Source organism: Streptomyces sp. NPDC001339, from assembly GCF_042895955.1.
Lineage (GTDB): Bacteria > Actinomycetota > Actinomycetes > Streptomycetales > Streptomycetaceae > Streptomyces.
Genome location: NZ_JBIAWT010000002.1, coordinates 857,304 through 873,966 on the forward strand (window position 1 = coordinate 857,304; position 16,663 = coordinate 873,966).

13 protein-coding genes and 3 pseudogenes are annotated in these 16,663 nt (G+C 69.2%); 7 read left to right on the forward strand and 9 right to left on the reverse strand.

What is annotated here, in order from left to right; translation table 11 throughout:
• Nucleotides 1–766: 766 nt before the first annotated feature.
• Nucleotides 767–1,126, reverse strand: coding sequence for a hypothetical protein (locus tag ACFY12_RS08930; protein ID WP_390715093.1), 360 nt, complete (start codon nucleotides 1,124–1,126; stop codon nucleotides 767–769).
• Nucleotides 1,127–1,377: 251 nt separating this feature from the next.
• Here ACFY12_RS08930 and ACFY12_RS08935 point away from each other — a divergent pair, with 251 nt between their 5' ends.
• Both ACFY12_RS08935 and ACFY12_RS08940 read left to right on the forward strand, forming a co-directional pair.
• A complete protein-coding gene (locus ACFY12_RS08935; RefSeq protein WP_390715039.1) occupies nucleotides 1,378–1,986 on the forward strand; it encodes a hypothetical protein in 609 nt (202 codons plus the stop codon).
• A gap of 545 nt (nucleotides 1,987–2,531) precedes the next feature.
• Nucleotides 2,532–2,861, forward strand: a pseudogene (locus ACFY12_RS08940) (transposase); the annotation flags it as partial.
• A gap of 698 nt (nucleotides 2,862–3,559) precedes the next feature.
• Here ACFY12_RS08940 and ACFY12_RS08945 read toward each other — a convergent pair.
• From ACFY12_RS08945 to ACFY12_RS08970, 6 genes and pseudogenes are all read right to left on the reverse strand, one after another.
• On the reverse strand, nucleotides 3,560–3,655 hold the full coding sequence (locus ACFY12_RS08945) for a hypothetical protein (protein ID WP_390715040.1): 96 nt from the start codon (nucleotides 3,653–3,655) through the stop codon (nucleotides 3,560–3,562).
• 74 nt (nucleotides 3,656–3,729) lie between these two features.
• A pseudogene (locus ACFY12_RS08950) lies at nucleotides 3,730–3,876 on the reverse strand (alpha/beta hydrolase); the annotation flags it as partial.
• A gap of 141 nt (nucleotides 3,877–4,017) precedes the next feature.
• Nucleotides 4,018–5,634: an ABC transporter ATP-binding protein gene (locus ACFY12_RS08955; protein ID WP_390715094.1), complete on the reverse strand. Its 1,617-nt coding sequence runs from the start codon at nucleotides 5,632–5,634 to the stop codon at nucleotides 4,018–4,020.
• A 5-nt stretch (nucleotides 5,635–5,639) separates the two neighbouring features.
• Entirely contained in the window at nucleotides 5,640–6,494 is an 855-nt protein-coding gene (locus ACFY12_RS08960; RefSeq protein WP_390715041.1) for an ABC transporter permease, read from the reverse strand.
• On the reverse strand, nucleotides 6,491–7,516 hold the full coding sequence (locus tag ACFY12_RS08965) for an ABC transporter permease (protein WP_390715042.1): 1,026 nt from the start codon (nucleotides 7,514–7,516) through the stop codon (nucleotides 6,491–6,493). Before ACFY12_RS08965 ends, ACFY12_RS08960 begins: the two co-directional genes overlap by 4 nt.
• Nucleotides 7,501–9,051 (reverse strand): ABC transporter substrate-binding protein, encoded by a 1,551-nt coding sequence (locus ACFY12_RS08970; protein ID WP_390715043.1) that lies wholly within the window; start codon nucleotides 9,049–9,051, stop codon nucleotides 7,501–7,503. Before ACFY12_RS08970 ends, ACFY12_RS08965 begins: the two co-directional genes overlap by 16 nt.
• Nucleotides 9,052–9,449: 398 nt before the next feature.
• Between ACFY12_RS08970 and ACFY12_RS08975 the strand changes: the two genes are divergently transcribed.
• The 5 genes from ACFY12_RS08975 (at nucleotide 9,450) to ACFY12_RS08995 (ending at nucleotide 15,603) form a co-directional block, all read left to right on the forward strand.
• Nucleotides 9,450–10,445 (forward strand): TauD/TfdA family dioxygenase, encoded by a 996-nt coding sequence (locus ACFY12_RS08975; protein ID WP_390715044.1) that lies wholly within the window; start codon nucleotides 9,450–9,452, stop codon nucleotides 10,443–10,445.
• A 115-nt stretch (nucleotides 10,446–10,560) separates the two neighbouring features.
• Nucleotides 10,561–11,523 carry an ornithine cyclodeaminase family protein gene (locus ACFY12_RS08980; protein WP_390715095.1) on the forward strand — a complete coding sequence of 321 codons (963 nt, stop codon included), beginning with the start codon at nucleotides 10,561–10,563 and terminating at the stop codon, nucleotides 11,521–11,523.
• A complete protein-coding gene (locus tag ACFY12_RS08985) occupies nucleotides 11,514–12,890 on the forward strand; it encodes a Y4yA family PLP-dependent enzyme (RefSeq protein WP_390715045.1) in 1,377 nt (458 codons plus the stop codon). The genes ACFY12_RS08980 and ACFY12_RS08985 overlap by 10 nt, the downstream gene beginning before the upstream one ends.
• A 108-nt stretch (nucleotides 12,891–12,998) precedes the next feature.
• Nucleotides 12,999–14,042 (forward strand): cysteine synthase family protein, encoded by a 1,044-nt coding sequence (locus ACFY12_RS08990; RefSeq protein WP_390715046.1) that lies wholly within the window; start codon nucleotides 12,999–13,001, stop codon nucleotides 14,040–14,042.
• A 4-nt stretch (nucleotides 14,043–14,046) separates the two neighbouring features.
• A complete protein-coding gene (locus ACFY12_RS08995) occupies nucleotides 14,047–15,603 on the forward strand; it encodes an MATE family efflux transporter (protein ID WP_390715047.1) in 1,557 nt (518 codons plus the stop codon).
• Between the two features lie 88 nt (nucleotides 15,604–15,691).
• Here the strand turns inward: ACFY12_RS08995 and ACFY12_RS09000 are convergent, their stop codons facing one another.
• On the reverse strand, nucleotides 15,692–16,222 hold the full coding sequence (locus ACFY12_RS09000) for a hypothetical protein (protein ID WP_390715048.1): 531 nt from the start codon (nucleotides 16,220–16,222) through the stop codon (nucleotides 15,692–15,694).
• 52 nt (nucleotides 16,223–16,274) lie between these two features.
• Nucleotides 16,275–16,663: pseudogene (locus ACFY12_RS09005) on the reverse strand (hypothetical protein); the annotation flags it as partial.

Genomic DNA, 16,663 nt, shown 5'->3' on the forward strand with positions numbered 1-16,663 from the left:
CGCGCCAGCACTCACTTGCACTTCACCCTGCCCACGCGAGGTCGCATTCAGCCTTGGGTAGGCAGCGCCGTACCCCAGCAGCGGGCAGCCTCGCATCGCCGCCCCAGACCGGCAGCGTTCCGGCACTCCTGGGCCCAGCGCGCGGAAGAGGGAAGCGGCCACCGCGGCGTCCATGCGGACGGCCTTGACCAACGGTTCGATCGTCTCGTCGAATCAGTGACACCACGCTGATGGGCAGCTCGCTGCGACAACCCCTGTGATGCGCGGCGACGCAGGCAAGCTATGCCGGCACGTCTGCCGAAGACGCGTATCGGCTGATGCGGTTATCGCGCTTCTCCGGTTGCGTGTTCGCGGGGTTGCCCGTGCTTGATGAAGCGCTCTTCCCCTTCCCCCGCGTGCGGCGACGATGGCGTGGGTGACTTTCGGCGCGGTCATGCTGTAGACGAACTGTTTGAGATTTCCCAGGTCCGGACTTAACCGCGTCGCCGCATACGGTCCTGGACGCGGTAAGTCTTCAGGCGGATGAATCGGGTTTCCGGGTCGTAGATGTTGCGTCATCCCAGCCCGCCGGCTTCTGCCAAGAGATTGATGGCGTCGCGCGGGCTGTCGAATCGGTAAGAGAGCGGAGTCTTCGGCCTCCACCGGTCGCACGGCCACTGGTCGCCGTCGGGAGCGAGATAACCATACGGACTGCGGTCGGCTTGAGCGTGGGCCCCAGCGTTGTAGGCGACCAGTGTTTCCGGCGCAAACGACGCGTCGCGATCGGTCACCGTGTCGCTGGCTCTTGTCTGCTGGTCGACTGCGTGCTGCGGATCCGGGAAGACGACGTGGGACGCCGCAATGTGGTTGTCGTCCGCGCCGGTGATGAACAGCGCGCCTGGTCCGCCGCCCGTGTCGGCAGCCCAATACTTCTGATGCCCTGCACTGGACCGGACGGGATCGGCCGTTTGACGCCCTCGCGGCAGACGACGATGCCGCAGTCGGGCTGCACGAGCTTCGTGTGTGGCCGGTCGGCGTGGATCTTCAGCGTCCACTGTCCGGTATCACAGAACTTCAGTACCGCTTTGAACTCGATGTAGTCGTCGAACTGCCCGACGGGAACGAGCTGCTTGTCACGAACGATGATGCGGCAGCCATCCCAAGGCTTTCCTCTCTGTGGCTATGCACATAGCCATCTCCGCAAACGACACGGGGGCTTGGCCTCGGCGTAGTCGCGTGACGCCCGGTTTGTGAAGATTAAGAGCCGAAGAGTGCGAGAAGGTGTCGAGGGCCGCGGGCGTTGTGGCGAAGGTCAGCCACGGGGAGTCGTTCACAGCTGGCGACTCTTTGCGCCCAGGTTGCACGCGATTGATTGATCATTTAAAGCATTGAGTTAGCGTGCAGGAGACCGAGAAAACGAGAAAGTGGGGAAAGTTGAAGTTCCGCAAGTGTGCTATAGCTGCGTCTTCTGTTCTTGCCTTGAGTGCCGCGATCGCTCCGGCGTCAGCTCAAAGTTCCGGGTACGCCTCTCATGTTCAAACTGCCGCCGCATCTTCGGCCCCTGCGCAGGGAAATATTAAGCTCAAGTCGCTCAAGTCGCCGGACAGCAAGACTCTGACGGTGGAGCTTTCCGTACCGGAGGGATACCACTTTACTGTTTCCCGAGGGTTTCTAGTTCTCGTTGGCTCCGATGGGAAAGAAGTGGGAAAGCTGGGAGAGGCGGTTCAGCTCAAGAACGGGAACACCGCCCACCTCACCTACGAGGTAGCGGGGGCAACGGTAACCGTCCACTCCTCAAAGCCCTTCAAGGAGCTGGGCACTACACCAACGAAGCTCGCCAAGCAGAGCTACTCTGAATGCGCCAACGGTAAGATCAAGGACTACGTAGTTAGCGGCGGTGTCGGAGGGTGTATCGCAGGTGCTGAAACGGGGTGCGCGCCAGGCGCCACCGTAGGCGCGTTCGGTGGCCTCGTGTCCGGTGCTGCCGTCGCTTTGATGGATTGCTGATAAGGTCGAGTCGTGAGAAAAGTGGTCCTCGCTGCAATCGTCAGCTTTCTCGTAATCTTCGGGATCACACATTTTCTGTGGCCCGACATGGGAGAACCGGCGCAACTCATTACGGCCGTCATTGTCGGGGTGGTCGTGGGTGGTATCAGCCGATTCTCAGGAATGCGCGCCAGAAGTAAGTAAGATCCTTCAAGGGCGACTACGTCGAAGACGTGCGACACAGGGCAGGGAGGTAGCTGCCTCACTGCCCTGTGCTCCTCACTCTCACAAACCGTGCATGATGTGTGCTCGCTCCAGTGCACGCAGCACAGTCTCCTCGGTCGGCACGTCCGGGGCCGCGTGAATGTCGATCGTGATGTTGCGCCCTTCCTGATGAGGGGGCCCTGCGTGTGAACGACCGGCGCGTCGATGAGGCCACTGGCGAGCGGCAGTGGTTCTCCTCGTAGATCCTGCTGCCGTGCTGCCGTGCTGCCGTGCTGCCGTGCTGCCGTGCTGCCGTGCTGCCGTGCTGCCGCGAGTCGCCGAAGGCCGCGGAGGTGTTGCCGCTGAGCGTGCTGGCGGAGGGGCTACGCGAGTCCACCGAGTCGTGGGCCGACCTGCTGAGTGACTGCCGCCGACGCGGCCTGTGCCACCCCGAGTTGGTGGTCGGCGACGGCGCGATGGGCCTGTGGAAGGCACTGCGTGCCGTGTTCCCCGCTGCCCGGCATCAGAGGTGCTGGGTTCACAAGGCCCGAAATATCTCTAACGCCCTGCCGAAGTCCGCGCAACCGGGCGCGACGAAGGTGATGCAGGAGATCTACAACGCCGAGGATCGTCCCCACGCCGAGGAGGTGATCGAGGCGTTCGCGAAGACCTACGGCGCGAAGTGGCCTAAGAGATGGTCTCAATTGGCGTTCTATAGGGCAGGGGGCTGCTCCGCAGGAGGCGGCAGAGCTCCGTATCCGGAGGTCATCGCCTGCGCCTGCAGCAGCTGCCAGGACCCCGAGGTGGCGGGATCCTGGTGGTCTTCGGTGGAGACCCGGCCGTAGAACGCGAACCGCAGCCCCGCGGGTGCCGGCATCATCGTCGCTGATGGCGCCCGGCCATGCTCGCGAGCCCAACCCGCCAGCGGGCCGTGCGCGTCCGTCGATACGGACGTGGGGCCGGCGGACGAACCCTTCAGCGCCATGCGCGCCACCTCCCTGCAGGTGCGCCGTCTCGTCCGCGTCCGAGCGGCCATCCGTTCGCTGTGTGGCCGGTTGTGCCTGCATGATTGAGCTGAGGAGCCATACCACCAGCTGAAGTGTCTCTCCACCTACGGGTTGGGATAGCCGGTGGGTGAGGCGACGCCACCAGCGCACAAGTGCACAAGCGTGGTGAATGCTGGTGCGGCGAGTGGTGTGGCTCGATGAGGCCAATCCGCTGCCCGGGCAGTGCTTCGGGAACCTGGCTGGTGAATGTAGCGCTGAACGGTTGCGAGGTAGGCCTCGGCTACAGCCTGCTCGCGGCCGGCGCGGTGCTCACGCTGCGCGTGTTGTGCTGAGCGATGCGCCGCGTGCCGTGAGGGGCGCACTTGCCCCGCCGTCCGGCACGATCAACTCGCCGGTCGTGGTAGGGGCTTGGAGGGGCATGCCATGTCGTGCGCCGGGATCGCCCCCTTGAGCAGAGAGGCGTCGACGAGCGAGTCCACGCACGCGTTGCCGTTCTGGTACTGGCCGTGGTCGCCGCCCTGGTGACTGTGACCAGCCGCGAGCCCTTCAACGTCTGGTGTGCGCGCAGCGCGCCTTCGTAGTACGTGGGCGGGTCGTGTATGGAGTTGAGCATCAGGGTGGGGGGCAGCCTCCTGTTGGTTACCTTGACGCGGGGCGCGTCCGGCTTCGGCCAGGACGCGCAGGTCGCCGCGTATGCCAGCTCCTGGGCCCCGGCCGGCGGTAGCTCGTGGTGTCCGGGCGCTCTGCCGTAGCCAGTAGGTGAGGTCGCCCTTCACGGAGTGTCGTTCTCACCCGTACACGCGGGTCACTCGCGTATGCGGGGCGTTCGCATGTGTGTCACTCACTCCGCCCCCACCGGAACTCCCAACAGCGAGGCCGTGGCGGGGTGGGTAGGGGAGGCGAAGATCTGCGGTGTGGGGCCGTACTCGACGGCTTGGCCTTCGGAGAGGACGAGGAGGGCGTCGGTCCGGTCCTCCACCAGGCGCAGGTCGTGGCTGATGAGTGCGAGGGCGAGGTCTCGGTTCTGGCGGAGCTCGTCGAGCAGGTTCATGACGGAAAGGGATGTCTCGGGGTCGAGGGCGGAGGTCACTTCGTCGCACACCAGGATGTCGGGATCGGCCGCGAGGGCGCGGGCGATGGAGGCGCGCTGCCGTTGCCCGCCGGAGAGTTCGTGGGGGTAGCGGTCGGCGAAGTCGGCCGGGAGGCCCACCTGTTCGAGGAGTTCCAGCACACGGTCGGCGGTCTGGTGCGGGTGGGTGCGGCGGTGGAGGGTCAGAGGGCGGCGGATGGCGGTGCCGACGGTGCGGCTGGGGTTGAGGGTGCCCAGTGGGTCCTGGGGGACGAGCTGGATGCGGCGGCGCTGTTCGCGGGTGCGGCGGGCGGCGGAGGTGTGCAACGGGCTGCCGTCGAGGGTGACGGTGCCGCCGGTCGCGCGGTGGAGGCCGACGATGGTGCGTATCAGGGTGGTCTTGCCGGAGCCGGAGGCGCCGACCACGCCCAGGCTGGTTCCTGCGCCGATGGTGAGATCGATGCCGTGAAGGACGGGGACGCGGCGTCCGCGGTGGGTGAATGCCGCCGTCAGGCCGGTGACGGACAGCAGGGGCGGTTTCGAGGCGTCGTCCTGCCGTGTGTTGTTGCCCTGTCGTGAGAATGTGCTGTTGCCCTGCTGTGAGAAGTCGGCCTGCCGTGCGGTGTTGTCCTGGTGTGTGGTGCGGGGAGGGGGGAGGCGTCGGGGTGGTGTGCTGATCCGGGGGCGGAGTTCCACGACGGTGTCGGCCAGTCGGGAGACGAGGTCGGCGTCGTGGCAGGAGAGTGCGACGGCGAGGTGGTGTGCGTTCGCCAAGTGGCGCAGGAGTTCGCCGATGTCGTCGCGCAGGTTCGGGTCGAGTCCGGCGGTGGGTTCGTCGAGGAGGAGGACGGCGGGGCGTCGGGCCAGGGCGCGGGCGAGGGCCACTCGCCGTTGCTGGCCGCCGGAGAGGGCTCCTGGGCGGCGGTCGGCCAGGTTCCCGTCCCCCTCGATCGGCAGCTGTACTTCGCCGAGCAGCGCGCGCAGCGCCTCGGGGCGGCGGTCCGTCGCCAGTTCGGCGAGCAGGCGGCGTACCTTCATCCGGGGATTGAGGCCGGAGCCCGGGTCCTGGCCGACGTAGGCGAGGCGGTGCCGTCGCAGGGCACGTTTCTCCGCTTCGGGCAGCGTGAACGGGTCGTGCCCGAGGACGTCGAGACGTCCGGCCGTGCGCCGCGTGCCCGGGGGCAGGACGCCGGCCACGGCGCGTAGCAGTGTGGTCTTGCCGCAGCCGGAGGGTCCGGTCAGGGCGACGACGCGGCCGCGGGGGACGGTCAGGGAACCGTCCTTCAGGAGCAGTCTGCCGTTGGGGGCGGCGATGGTGAGGTCGCTGACGTGCACGGCGATGCCGTCGGTGTCGGTGTCGGCCTGGTTTTCGGGGTACCAGCGGGGCATGTGGTTCACAGAGTGGTCACCGCCTTGCGGCCGCTGACGGGGACGAGTGCCGCGGCGGCCAGGTTGACGCTCATGGCCAACAGGCCGATGGCGAGGCTGGGGGCCAGTACGGCCCAGGAGTTGAGGAGGATGCCGCCTGAGTTCTCGCGGATCATCAGGGCCCAGTCGGCCGCGGGCGGCTGCGGGCCCACTTGGAGGAAGCCCGCGGTGGAGACGACGTAGACCGCGGCGACGAAGCGCAGTCCGAACAGGGCGAGGAGGGTGGCTCGCAGGTTGGGCAGGACCTCGCGTACGACGAGGTACCACAGGCGCTCGCCTCCGACGGCCGCTGCCTCGATGTAGCCGGATGCCACGACCGGCGCCGCCGCCGCGGTGACCAGGCGCACCGCATAGGGCACCCCCATGACGCAGGCGGCGGTGATCACGGCGAGTCGGCCGCCGGCCGGCCAGGACAGGGCGACCAGCAGGATGCCGAGGACGGGCGGCAGGAGCATGAGGACGTCGGCGGTACGGTCGATGACACGGCCGATGCCGGGGCGCAGTGCCCCGACCGTGCCGAGGGCGGCGCCTACGGCCGTGACGACGGCGGCCACCAGCAGGGAGGTGGTGATGAGTGCGCGGCCGCCCGCGAGGAGACGGGTGAACACGTCGCGGCCGAGCTGGTCGCTGCCGAGCGGGACGCCGCCGCCCAGCTCCGCGTACGGAGCGGTGACCGGGGTGTCGATGGCGTGCGGAGCCAGCCAGGGGCCGGCCACGGCGAGCAGGACCAGGATCAGGGCGGGCAGGGCGGGCAGGGTGCGGTGCACGCCGACATGGCGTGGGCGCCGGCGTTGTCCGGGCGCGGTCCGGGTGGTGGTCACAGGCTGCCTCCGGATGCCCTGGCGCGTACGAGGTCGGCGAGGAGGAGGACGCCGGTGATGACCGCTCCCGTGACGGCGACGACTCCGGCGATGACGGGACTGTCCCGGTCGGTGACGGCTCCGGCGAGAACGGCACCGATGCCGGGGTAGTTGAAGATGGCTTCGACCGCGACCGCACCGCCCAGCAGCATTCCGGTCGAGGTGGCGATGCCGGCCGCGATGGCGGGCGTGGCTCCGGGCAGCACATGGTGGAGGAGGACGCGGTGGCTCGGCAGACCGTCGAGCACGGCGGTCTCCACGTGCGGGGCCTTGGCCTCGTCGGCGAGCGCGGCCCGCACGATGCGGGTGTTCCAGCCGATCTGCGGAATGGACAGGGCCACGACGGGCAGGACGAGCATCTGCCAGGACGCGGGCCAGCCGTCACCGTCGGCCAGCGTCACGGCGGGCAGCCAGCCCAGCCACTGCGCGAAGAGCAGGACGAGGGCGACGGCGACGACGAATTCCGGGAGCGCCAGTACGCCGGTCGCGGTGGCGGAGATCACCCGGTCCGCCTTGCCGCCGGGCCGGAGCGCGGCCCAGCCGCCGAGGGCGAGGGAGGCGGCGAGCGTGACGAGCAGCGCCAGGCCGCCGAGCAGGAGGGTGTTGGGGAAGGGACGGGCCAGCATGTCCGTGATCGGCTCACCGTGCGCGGAGGTGCCCAGGTTCCCGGTGGGCAGGCCGGTCATCCAGTCGGTGAACCGTTCCACCACCGGCCGGTCCAGGCCCAGCAGTGCTCGCCGTTGCGCGATGCCGGCGGCGCTCTCGCCGCGCTCCGCCGTGGCGGTGGCCGCGTCGCCGGGGAGCAGCTCGACGGCGGCGAAGACCGTGGCGAGCAGAACGGCGAGCAGCAGGGCCCGGCGGGCGAGGAGGGCGAGGAAGCGCACGGCCGTGAGCAGCCAGGGCCGGGGCGGTGCGGAGGCGGTTGCTCCGGCCGTCCCGGCTCCGGGCCGCTCGGCGGCGGTGCGGGTCAGCGGTTCAGCCATGCCCGCTCGAGCTGTACGCGCCCGTAGCCGGGGAGGGTGGGCAGGCCCTGCACGGGCGCGGTGGCCAGGTCGATGCCGTCGGCCATGCCCCACAGCAGGTAGCCGGACGCATCGTGCTGGATCTGCTGCACCTCGCGGAGCAGCCTGGCCCGTTGGGCCGTGTCCTTGGTGGCCATGGCCTTGCGGTAGGCGGCGTCGAACTCGGCGTTCTTCCAGCCCGCTTCGTTCGTCCCGGCCTCCGCGACCATGTTCTTGCTGGCGAAGAAGACCACGGAGTCGTTGGTGCCCCAGTACGTGGTGTAGAGGTCTCCCTTGAGCCAGGTCCTGTCCCAGAAGGCCCCGGACTCCTGCTTGACCACCTTGATCTTGACCCCGGCCTCGCGGACCTGGGTGGCGAACAGGCCGGCCGCGTCGGCGAGTCCGGCGATCTCCTCCGTCGTCACCAGCTCGTACGTCCGGGAGAGGTCGAAACCGGCCTCCTTGAGCAGCGACTTGGCCTTGGCGAGGTCGCGGGTGCGCTGCGGGATGCCCTTGGCGTAGGCCGGGTCGCCGGTGCCGAGGATGTCGTTGGCGACGGTGCCGTAGCCGGACAGGACCTGCTTCACCATGGCCTGGCGGTCCACAGCCAGCCGCAGGGCCTCGCGCACCTTCTCGTTCGCGAACGGTCCGTCGGCGGTGCGCATGACGATGGGCATCGCCATGTCGTTGGGGCGGCGCACGACCTGGATGTCCTTGCGTGCCTTGGCCGTTCGGGCGGCCACGGCGCCGGCGTTGGAGGCGAGGTCGATCTGCCCGGCGAACAGGGCGTTCGCCATGGCCTGCGGGCTCTCGAAGATCTTGACCTCGATCGCGTCGAGCAGGACGTCGCCGCCGTACCAGTCGTCGTTGCGTACGAGCCGGGCGTTGCCGGCGCGGAACCACTCCAGCTTGAAGGGGCCGGTGCCCGGTGCCTTTGCGATCTCCTTGTCCTTGGTGCCCTTTTTGACCACGAAGGTCGTCAGGCGGAGCAGCAGCGGCAGTTCGGCGTTGGGGTAGTCGGAGACGAGGACGACGGTGCCGGCGCCCTCGGCCTTGATGTTCTCGGCCTTGATGCCGGGCAGGCGGGCGGTGCCGGACGGGGTGTTGCGCAGCCGGCGCAGCGAGAAGACGACGTCCTCCGCGGTGACGGGGCTGCCGTCGTGGAACTTCGCGTCTCCGGCGAGGGTGAACCGCCAGGTCCTGAGGTCGTCCGTCGACTGCCAGGCGGAAGCGAGGCGCGGTTTGGTGTTGGGCTTGGCGCCGGGAATGGTCAGGGTGTCGTAGACGAGCGAGATGATGAGGAAGTCGCTCTCGTTGGACTGAGTGCCGTGCGGGTCGCGGGTGATGGCGCTGGCATGGCCGAGTGCGCCGACCCGCAGGGTGCCGCCCTTCTTGGGTTTCGTGCCCGCGCCGGCGGACTTGGCCGAGGTGTCACTGTCCCCGGAGCAGGCGGCGAGCAGTGCCGCCGCCCCCATCGCTCCGCCCGCACACAGCAGTTGGCGCCTGTTGATGTCCACGTACGTCCTCGATCCACATCGGGCAACGGGAGGGGGGTGGCGCGATGCTTAGGTTTGCCTACCCTAATGGCGGCTGTTGCTGCAAGGGCTGCGTCTCGATCGCATGAGTAGGCGCGGAGTGCGTTGCGCCGCCGTGCGCCGGGGTGCGCGCCGCGCGTGCCGTCTTGAGGTGCCGCCACATGCAAAAGTGAACCCATGGGTATGGTTTGCCTAACCTTACTTCCCTGCTAGCGTGCGGGGCGTTCTCCAGGGCCACGACCCCCATGGCCGCCCATGCGGCTGCTCTGGCCCCCGCCCGTTACGGATCCGCGGCCCCCAACGCACGTAACGGCTCAGCGTTCCCGCATGCCCGATCGCCCCTGCTTCCCCCTGTCGCTCGACGGAAACGGATCCTTGCCATGAGCACGGCAAACACTCCTGTCCGCCAGCTCGATGCCCCCGCGGTGGACGAACTGCGCCACATCGCGGAGAAGATACTCGGCGAATTCGGCACCTCGGCCACAACTGCAGCTCTTCTAGGGCGAGTTGCTCATGCAGTCGGTGGGTTCAGCGACGCTTTGCGCCACCACTGCCGCCCCGTCGACACCGCAGACGGCCTGTTCGTCCTGCGCGGCCTCGACGTCAACGATGACGCCATCGGCCCGACCCCCGCCGGCTGGGCCACCGCCGGCGACAGCGGTGCCCGCCACGACATCACGCTGCTGCTGCTCGCGACCGTGATGGGCAACCCCCTCGCCTGGAAAGGCCAGCAGAACGGACGATTCGTCCACAACATCGTCCCGTCACCCGGGCACGAGACCGCGCAGACCGGGGCCAGCAGCTCGGTGCTCCTCAGCCCGCACACCGAGGACGCGTTCCACCCCGGCCGCGCGCACCTGCTGATGCTCGGCTGCATGCGCAATCCCGACCACATCGCCACCACCGCCGCCAGCATCCGCAACGTCTCCCTGCCTGACGAGGACATCGACATCCTGACGCGGCCCCTGCTGCCGGTCTTCCCCGACGACGCCTACGCGAAAGCCGAGGAGTATGCCGACGTACCGCCTCCGCCCGTGCCCACGCTGTTCGCGAGCGAGGACGGCCTGACACTGCGCTTCGACCCGGCGTACACACCGCTGGAGGAGGCGGACGAGACCTACCGGGCCGCCTACCGGCGCCTGGAGGCCGAGCTCGCCCGCGTCTCCGTCGCGGTCAGCCTCAACCCCGGCGAAGTCCTCGTCCTCGACAACGACGTGGTCGTCCACGGACGGGTGCCCTTCCAGGCCCGCTACGACGGCACCGACCGATGGCTCAAGCGCGCCTCCGTCCGCATCCCCGGACGCCGCACCCGCCCCCCGGCCGAAGCCGGCGAACACGGCTACGGCCAGACCGCCCTAGAAGCACACACCGCCTGAACACCCGCCCAAGGACTGGAGGAACACCATGACCGACACGTCGAACGCCCCCATCGGCGGTACCCCCGTCGGCACCCCCACGGGAGTCACATCGGGCGACGACAAGCACCTGTGCATGCTGTCGAAGACCGACCTGGCCGGGATCGAGATATCCCTGTCCGACGTGGTCACCACCGTGGAAGGCGCCTACCGCACCCTCCACGCAGGCCAGTCGGACAACCCCCGCAAGCTGACGGTCAAACCGCAGGACGGGCACTCCGTCTCCTACGCGATGCTGGGCCGTGACGGTTCCCGCAACGTCGTCGCCATCAAGACCTCCTACAAACACGGCCTGGACAAGGGCCGCGAGGAGCAGCACTACTACACGACGCTGACCCTCTACGACGACGTCAGCGGCCTGCCGGTGGCGGTCATGGACTGCTCCCGCGTCGGTTCCCTGCGCACCCCGGCCGTCTCGGCGCTGCTGGCCCGCGAATGCGCGGCGCCCGGTGCCCGCACCGCCCTGGTCATCGGTACCGGAACCCAAGGACGCCTCGCCCTGCCGTTCCTGCTCACCACCCTCCCGGACCTCGACCGGCTGATGCTGTTCGGCACCCACGCCGAAGGCATCGCCGCCGTCCGCGAGCGACTGCGCGCCCACTTCCCCGACCGGGACGCCGAGACCGTCACCGATCTGCGAACCGCCGCCTCGGACGCCGACATCATCGTCGCCACCGCCGGAGCCCACACCCCCGCCGCTCTCGAGGCCGGTTGGCTCAAGCCCGGTGCGCTGTCCGTCCTCGTCGGTCACGGCCTTGCCCCCTCGACCCTGCACCAGGCCGACCGCGTCATCGCCACGAGCGAGGCACAGATGAACGTCACCGGTACCGATATGGCCGACGCCGACGGCAAACTCCCGCCCGTTGACACCGAGTTCCCACCGGTGCTCGCGGGTATCACCGCCGGCCGCCGCTCACCCCAGGAGCGGATCTTCGCCTACAACAGCGGCCTCGTCGTCACCGACATCGCCCTCGGCCACCGCTTCGCGCAGCTCGCCCTCGCCCAGGGCCTCGGCACCGAGGTGCCGCTGTGGCAGTGAACCCGGCAACCGCCTGGCCGACCCTGCCCGTCCGGCCCGACCCGGCCACCGACGCGGTCCTGGCCAGCGGGCTGATCGAGGAACTGTCGTACGCCTTTGGCGGCCCGTTCCACATCCTGCTGCCGGACGCCTTCGACACCAATCTGGGCGCGATGCGGGCCGCGCTGGACGAGGCGGGCGTGGACGGCTTCGTGTACTACGCGAAGAAGGCCAACAAGGCCGCCCTATGGGTTGAACGGTGTGCCGTGCACGGCGCGGGTGTCGACGTCGCCTCCGCCGGTGAGCTGCGCGAAGCCCTCGGGCACGGGGTACGCGGGGAGCACCTCGTGGTCACCGGCCCGGCAAAGGGCAGGGACCTGCTGCTCCTCGCGCTCCGGCACGGCGCACTGATCGCCGTCGACGCGCTCGACGAACTCGACACCCTCATCACGACGGCCCTGACCGGCACGGTGCGCCCTGCCCGGCTACTCCTGCGCTGCCTGCCGCCGACCCAGCCGCACAGCCGATTCGGCATGCACGACGCCGAGTTGAGCACCGCCATGGCCCGCTGCGTGCAGGCGGGCGACGCGGTACGCATGGAGGGCTTCAGCTTCCACCTGTCCGGCTACGCCGTCCAGCCGCGTACCGACCTCGCAGGCCACCTCGTCGACCTGTGCCTGAAGGCCCGCGCCCGGGGACTGAAGGCAGGCTGTGTCAGCATCGGCGGCGGCCTGGCGGTCAGCTACACCGATGCCGACAGCTGGCACACCTTCCTCGACGAGCAGAACAGCAACCACTACCACGCGGGCAAGTCGTTCCGTACCGGCGACTTCTACCCCTACCACTCCCCGGCCGCCGGAGCCGACGCGCTGCGGGCCCTGCTCGCGGCCCACCCCGAGGGCCACGGCCGGAGTCTCGCCACGCTGCTGAAGGACTCCGGTGTCGCCCTGCTGCTGGAACCCGGGCGCGCGCTGCTGGACCGGGCCGGCGCGACCGTCTTCCGGATCCAGGGCGTCAAGGACCGCGACGGCTACCAGCTCCTGACCGTCGAAGGCACCAGCCTGAGCCTGTCCGAGCAGTGGTTCAACAGCGAATACCTACCCGACCCGTACCTGTTCTCCCAGAGCGCGGACACCCCGGCCTCCGGTACCTGGCCCGCCAGCATCGGTGCCGCTACGTGCCTGGAGACCGACATGCTCACCTGGCGGAAGGTTCCCTTCCGTCGCCGGCCCCGCATCGGTGACCTACTGGTCTACCCCAACACCGCCGGCTACCAGATGGATTCCAACGAGTCGCCTTTCCACGACCTCCCCCTGCCCCCCAAGGTCGTCGTGGAGTCCACAAGCCGGCGCCCCCGCTGGCGGCTGGACCGCCACCCGCCCTCCTGACCGTCGTCTCCTGCCCCCTGACCGCTGTCTCCTGCCCCCTGACCGTCGTCTCCTGCCCTCCTGACCGTCCCCTCATCCTCGCCCGCCCCTCATCCCCGGGAGCCCCTCATGCACAAGGCATTCCTGCACAAGGCACTCCTGCGGCCCCCCATCGTCAGCCGCGTCTCCGACCTCATCGGCTGCACCCCTCTCTTCGAGCTGTGCCGCACCGAGAACGGCAGCCGGCTGCTGCTCAAACTGGAGCAGTTCAACCCCACCGGGTCCGCGAAGATCCGCATGGCCCGTCAGATGGTCCTCGCCGCCGAGGAACGCGGTGAGCTCCGCCCCGGCGGTCGCATCATCGAATCGACCTCCGGCAACACCGGTCTCGGCCTGGCCGTGATCGCCGCCGAGCGCGGCTACACCTTCACCGCCGTCGTCGATCACCACGCCTGCCCCGACAAGCTCCGCGGCATGACGGCCCTGGGCACCGAACTCGTCTACGTCGTCGACGACGGCACCGAGGATCTGGCCACCGCCGCCCGCGAGGAACTCGCCGAGAAGCTGGCGGACGAGGACGACAACGCCGTCTTCACCGAACAGCACAACAACCCCGCCAACGCCGTCGGCTACTACCCGGTCGGCCGCGAGCTGGTCGCCGCCCTCACCGGCCGTATCGACGTCCTCATCGGAGCTGTCGGCACCGGCGGCGGCCTCTGCGGCACCGGACGCGAGCTGCGCCGGACCGTCCCCGACGTGGCGATCGTCGGCGTCGAACCCAAGGGCTCCATCGCCTTCGGCGGCCCGGCCCACGACTACTACCAGTCCGGCACCGGCACGCCAGAAGGGGCGTCCATCGGCGCGCTGGTCGACTTCGATCTGATCGACGAAGGCGTCAAGGTCGGCGACATCGAGGCGTTCGCCACCGCCCGTGTCCTCGCCCGCACGACCGGACTGCTCATCGGCGGCTCCGCGGGCGGCGTCGTCTACGAGGCCCTCACCCGAATGGCCGACCTCCCACCGCACACCACCATGGTCGCCCTGCTCAACGACGGCGGCGAGAAGTACATGGACACCGTCTTCGACGACGACTGGATGCGCGCCCGTGATCTCATGGATCCCAAGGCCGAGCGTGAAATCGACGAGCTGCTGACCAAGCTTCGCGGGAGCTGAGCCGATGCCGATACCGAAGCCGAACCCGAAGCCGAAGCCGACACGGATACGGATACGGACACCGCTCCGCACCCTGCTCCGCGACAGCCGGGCCCTCGCCGCCCTGGCCGTGCCGCTCGCCCTGACCCAGCTCGCCCAGGTCGCCCTGACCACCACCGACACGGTGATGATGGGCCTCATGGGCGTCGAGGCCCTGGCCGCCGGCGGCCTCGCTATGGTGATCTTCAACCAGCTGCGCACCATGGGCGTCGGCATGGTCACCGCCGTCGGCAACCAGGTCGCCGCCGCGGCGGCCCGCGCCGAATCCGCCGATGCCGACGCGTCCCGGGACGAGGCCGACGAGGACGTACGCGACCTCGTCCGCGCCGCGCTCACCCTCGCCACACTGGCCGGACTCACCGGCGCCGTGCTGATGGTGCTGATCGGCCACGCCGTGGCCTGGCTGGGCCAGGACGCGGCCGTCGTCGACGCGGCCCAGCCCCTCCTCTACGCCATGGCCCCCGGCCTCGTCCCCTGCCTGTGGTTCCAGGCCATCCGGCAGTTCACCGTCGGCATGCGCCGCCCCCAGGCACTACTGCGCATCACTCTCGCCGCCCTCGCCGTCAACGCCGCCCTCAACTGGGCACTGATCCACGGCACCTGGCTCCTGCCGGAGCTCGGCCTGCCCGGCATCGGCGTTTCCACCTCGCTGGTGTACCTGGTGTCCTGCCTTGTCCTCTACGCCTCCACCGCCCGGGACCCGCAGCTCGCACCTCTCCTCGACATCCGCATCTGGAAAACCCGCAAGAACACCCTCCGCAGACTCACCGGACTCGGCACCCCCATAGCCGCCACCTACGGTTCGGAAGCCGGCTTCTTCTCCGTCGTCGCCCTCATAGTCGGCACGTTCGGCAGCTCCGCCCTCGCCGCGCACACGGCCGTCAACCAGCTCGTCTACATCGTCTTCCAGATAGCCGTCGGCCTCTCCCACGCCGCATCCATCAACGTCAGCCGCGAACTCGCCCTGGGCCGGACCGACGCGGCCCGACGCCTGAAAAACACCGCCCTGGCCTGCGCCGCAACCGTCATGGCCGCCGTCACAGCCGTCTACGTCCTCACCCCCCAACTGGTCCTCCGCCCCTTCCTTTCCCCCTCCGAACACCAGGCGATCTCCCTCGCCACTGACCTGCTCCTGATCGCCGCCGTCCTCCAGTTCTTCGACTGCGCCCAGAACATCGGCGTCGGCCTGCTACGCGGCCTGGACGACACCAAGGGCGGCTTCCACGTCACTCTCGTCGGCTACTGGCTCATCGGCCTCCCCGCCGCCTGGCTCCTGGGCCACCTCGCCGGCCTGCACACCACCGGAGTCTGGCTCGGCCTCCTCACCGGCCTCGCCGCCACCGCCCTGCTGCTCCTGCGCCGCTACCACCGCGGCCTGGCACGGCGTGCAGGCGAGCCGCTGCCTGCGGCGGCCGCTCCGGCGGGTCCGGCTGACGCAGGCGCGCAGACGCCGGTGAGAGCACACGAAGGGCACGCCGACCCGGAAGAGGTCCAGACGGATACCGCAGGCCCAGGTCGGTGACCTGGGCCTGCGCCATCGCTATGGAGTGGAGCGGGTGACGGGAATCAAACCTGCGGCCCGGCTCTACCTGGTCAGCAGTCACAGGGCATTATGAGGCGTGATGTTCGTCATGGAGGTTTGCGTTGGGTGTGGGGCCGCCACGGGACTTGAGTTGGCCGAGCTCGGGCACGCGTACGGCCGCGGTCCGGACGCGCAGCTTGTGGAGGCCATCGCCACCGCCGTCGAACCGGAAGACCTGGCTGGTGCCGTTCCACTGGGCCAAGGCCGCCGCGTCCCGGATGAGGGTCCGCTCGCACACCAGGTCATCTCGGCCCGTGAACATGCTGACCAGCAGCGCGACCAGGTTGTGGGCTGCCAGGCCCACCAGCACGATCCCGGCGGCGTAGAGTTCCGGCTTGCCCGGCGGGACTGGCCCGATGAGCTGGTCGATGAGGACCTCGACGATCATGATGGTGAACGCGCGCAGTTCCTGGAAGAGCTGGGCACGGAACCGGGGATTGTAGAAGTCCTGCTCCCAGCACTGGATGTGCACCGTCCGCCGGTGGTCCACCAGACCCTCGTCGACCAGTGCGTGGTCGGTGAAGGGACGAGCGTCTCCGCCGTTGATGCCGCCGAACACCGGTGACCCGTATTCGTGGCCGCGTCCCCGGTCCGAGGCCGAGTAACGCCGGCTAGGACCGCGTCGCTCTCCCGCACTTGTCTCCCAAGGACTCGCCCCGCCCGACCGGTGCGCTGCGGTCGTACGGGTCGACCTCCGTGCCGGCCTCGTCCGCCCGGTGGTCCGTGCCGAAGGGCGGGACGAAGTAGCCCGTGGGGGTGCCGCAGCCGCCGTTGGTCATGTCGTACTTGTTCGAGACGATCGAGAACGTGCCCGGTTCGGTGATCACCTTGGCGGGGTCGTCCCAGCTCAGGACCAGCTCGCGCCGGACGATCGTGCGCATGATCTCGTCGCCGCTGCCCGCGTTCGCGCGGGTGACCGGGTAGACGAAGGTGACGTCGGCGGTCACCTGGAGCGCGCCGCGCTCGCCCTCCCGGTAGGTGAGCCTGCCCCGGGTCTTCA

What these genes read in the sequence shown, in the direction of transcription:
- ACFY12_RS08955 (WP_390715094.1), bottom strand. Translation starts at nt 5,634, where the DNA reads ATGCCCCGCTGGTACCCCGAAAACCAGGCCGACACCGACACCGACGGC.
- ACFY12_RS08965 (WP_390715042.1), bottom strand. Translation starts at nt 7,516, where the DNA reads ATGGCTGAACCGCTGACCCGCACCGCCGCCGAGCGGCCCGGAGCCGGG.
- ACFY12_RS08975 (WP_390715044.1), top strand. Translation starts at nt 9,450, where the DNA reads ATGAGCACGGCAAACACTCCTGTCCGCCAGCTCGATGCCCCCGCGGTG.
- ACFY12_RS08980 (WP_390715095.1), top strand. Translation starts at nt 10,561, where the DNA reads ATGCTGTCGAAGACCGACCTGGCCGGGATCGAGATATCCCTGTCCGAC.
- ACFY12_RS08990 (WP_390715046.1), top strand. Translation starts at nt 12,999, where the DNA reads ATGCACAAGGCATTCCTGCACAAGGCACTCCTGCGGCCCCCCATCGTC.
- ACFY12_RS08995 (WP_390715047.1), top strand. Translation starts at nt 14,047, where the DNA reads ATGCCGATACCGAAGCCGAACCCGAAGCCGAAGCCGACACGGATACGG.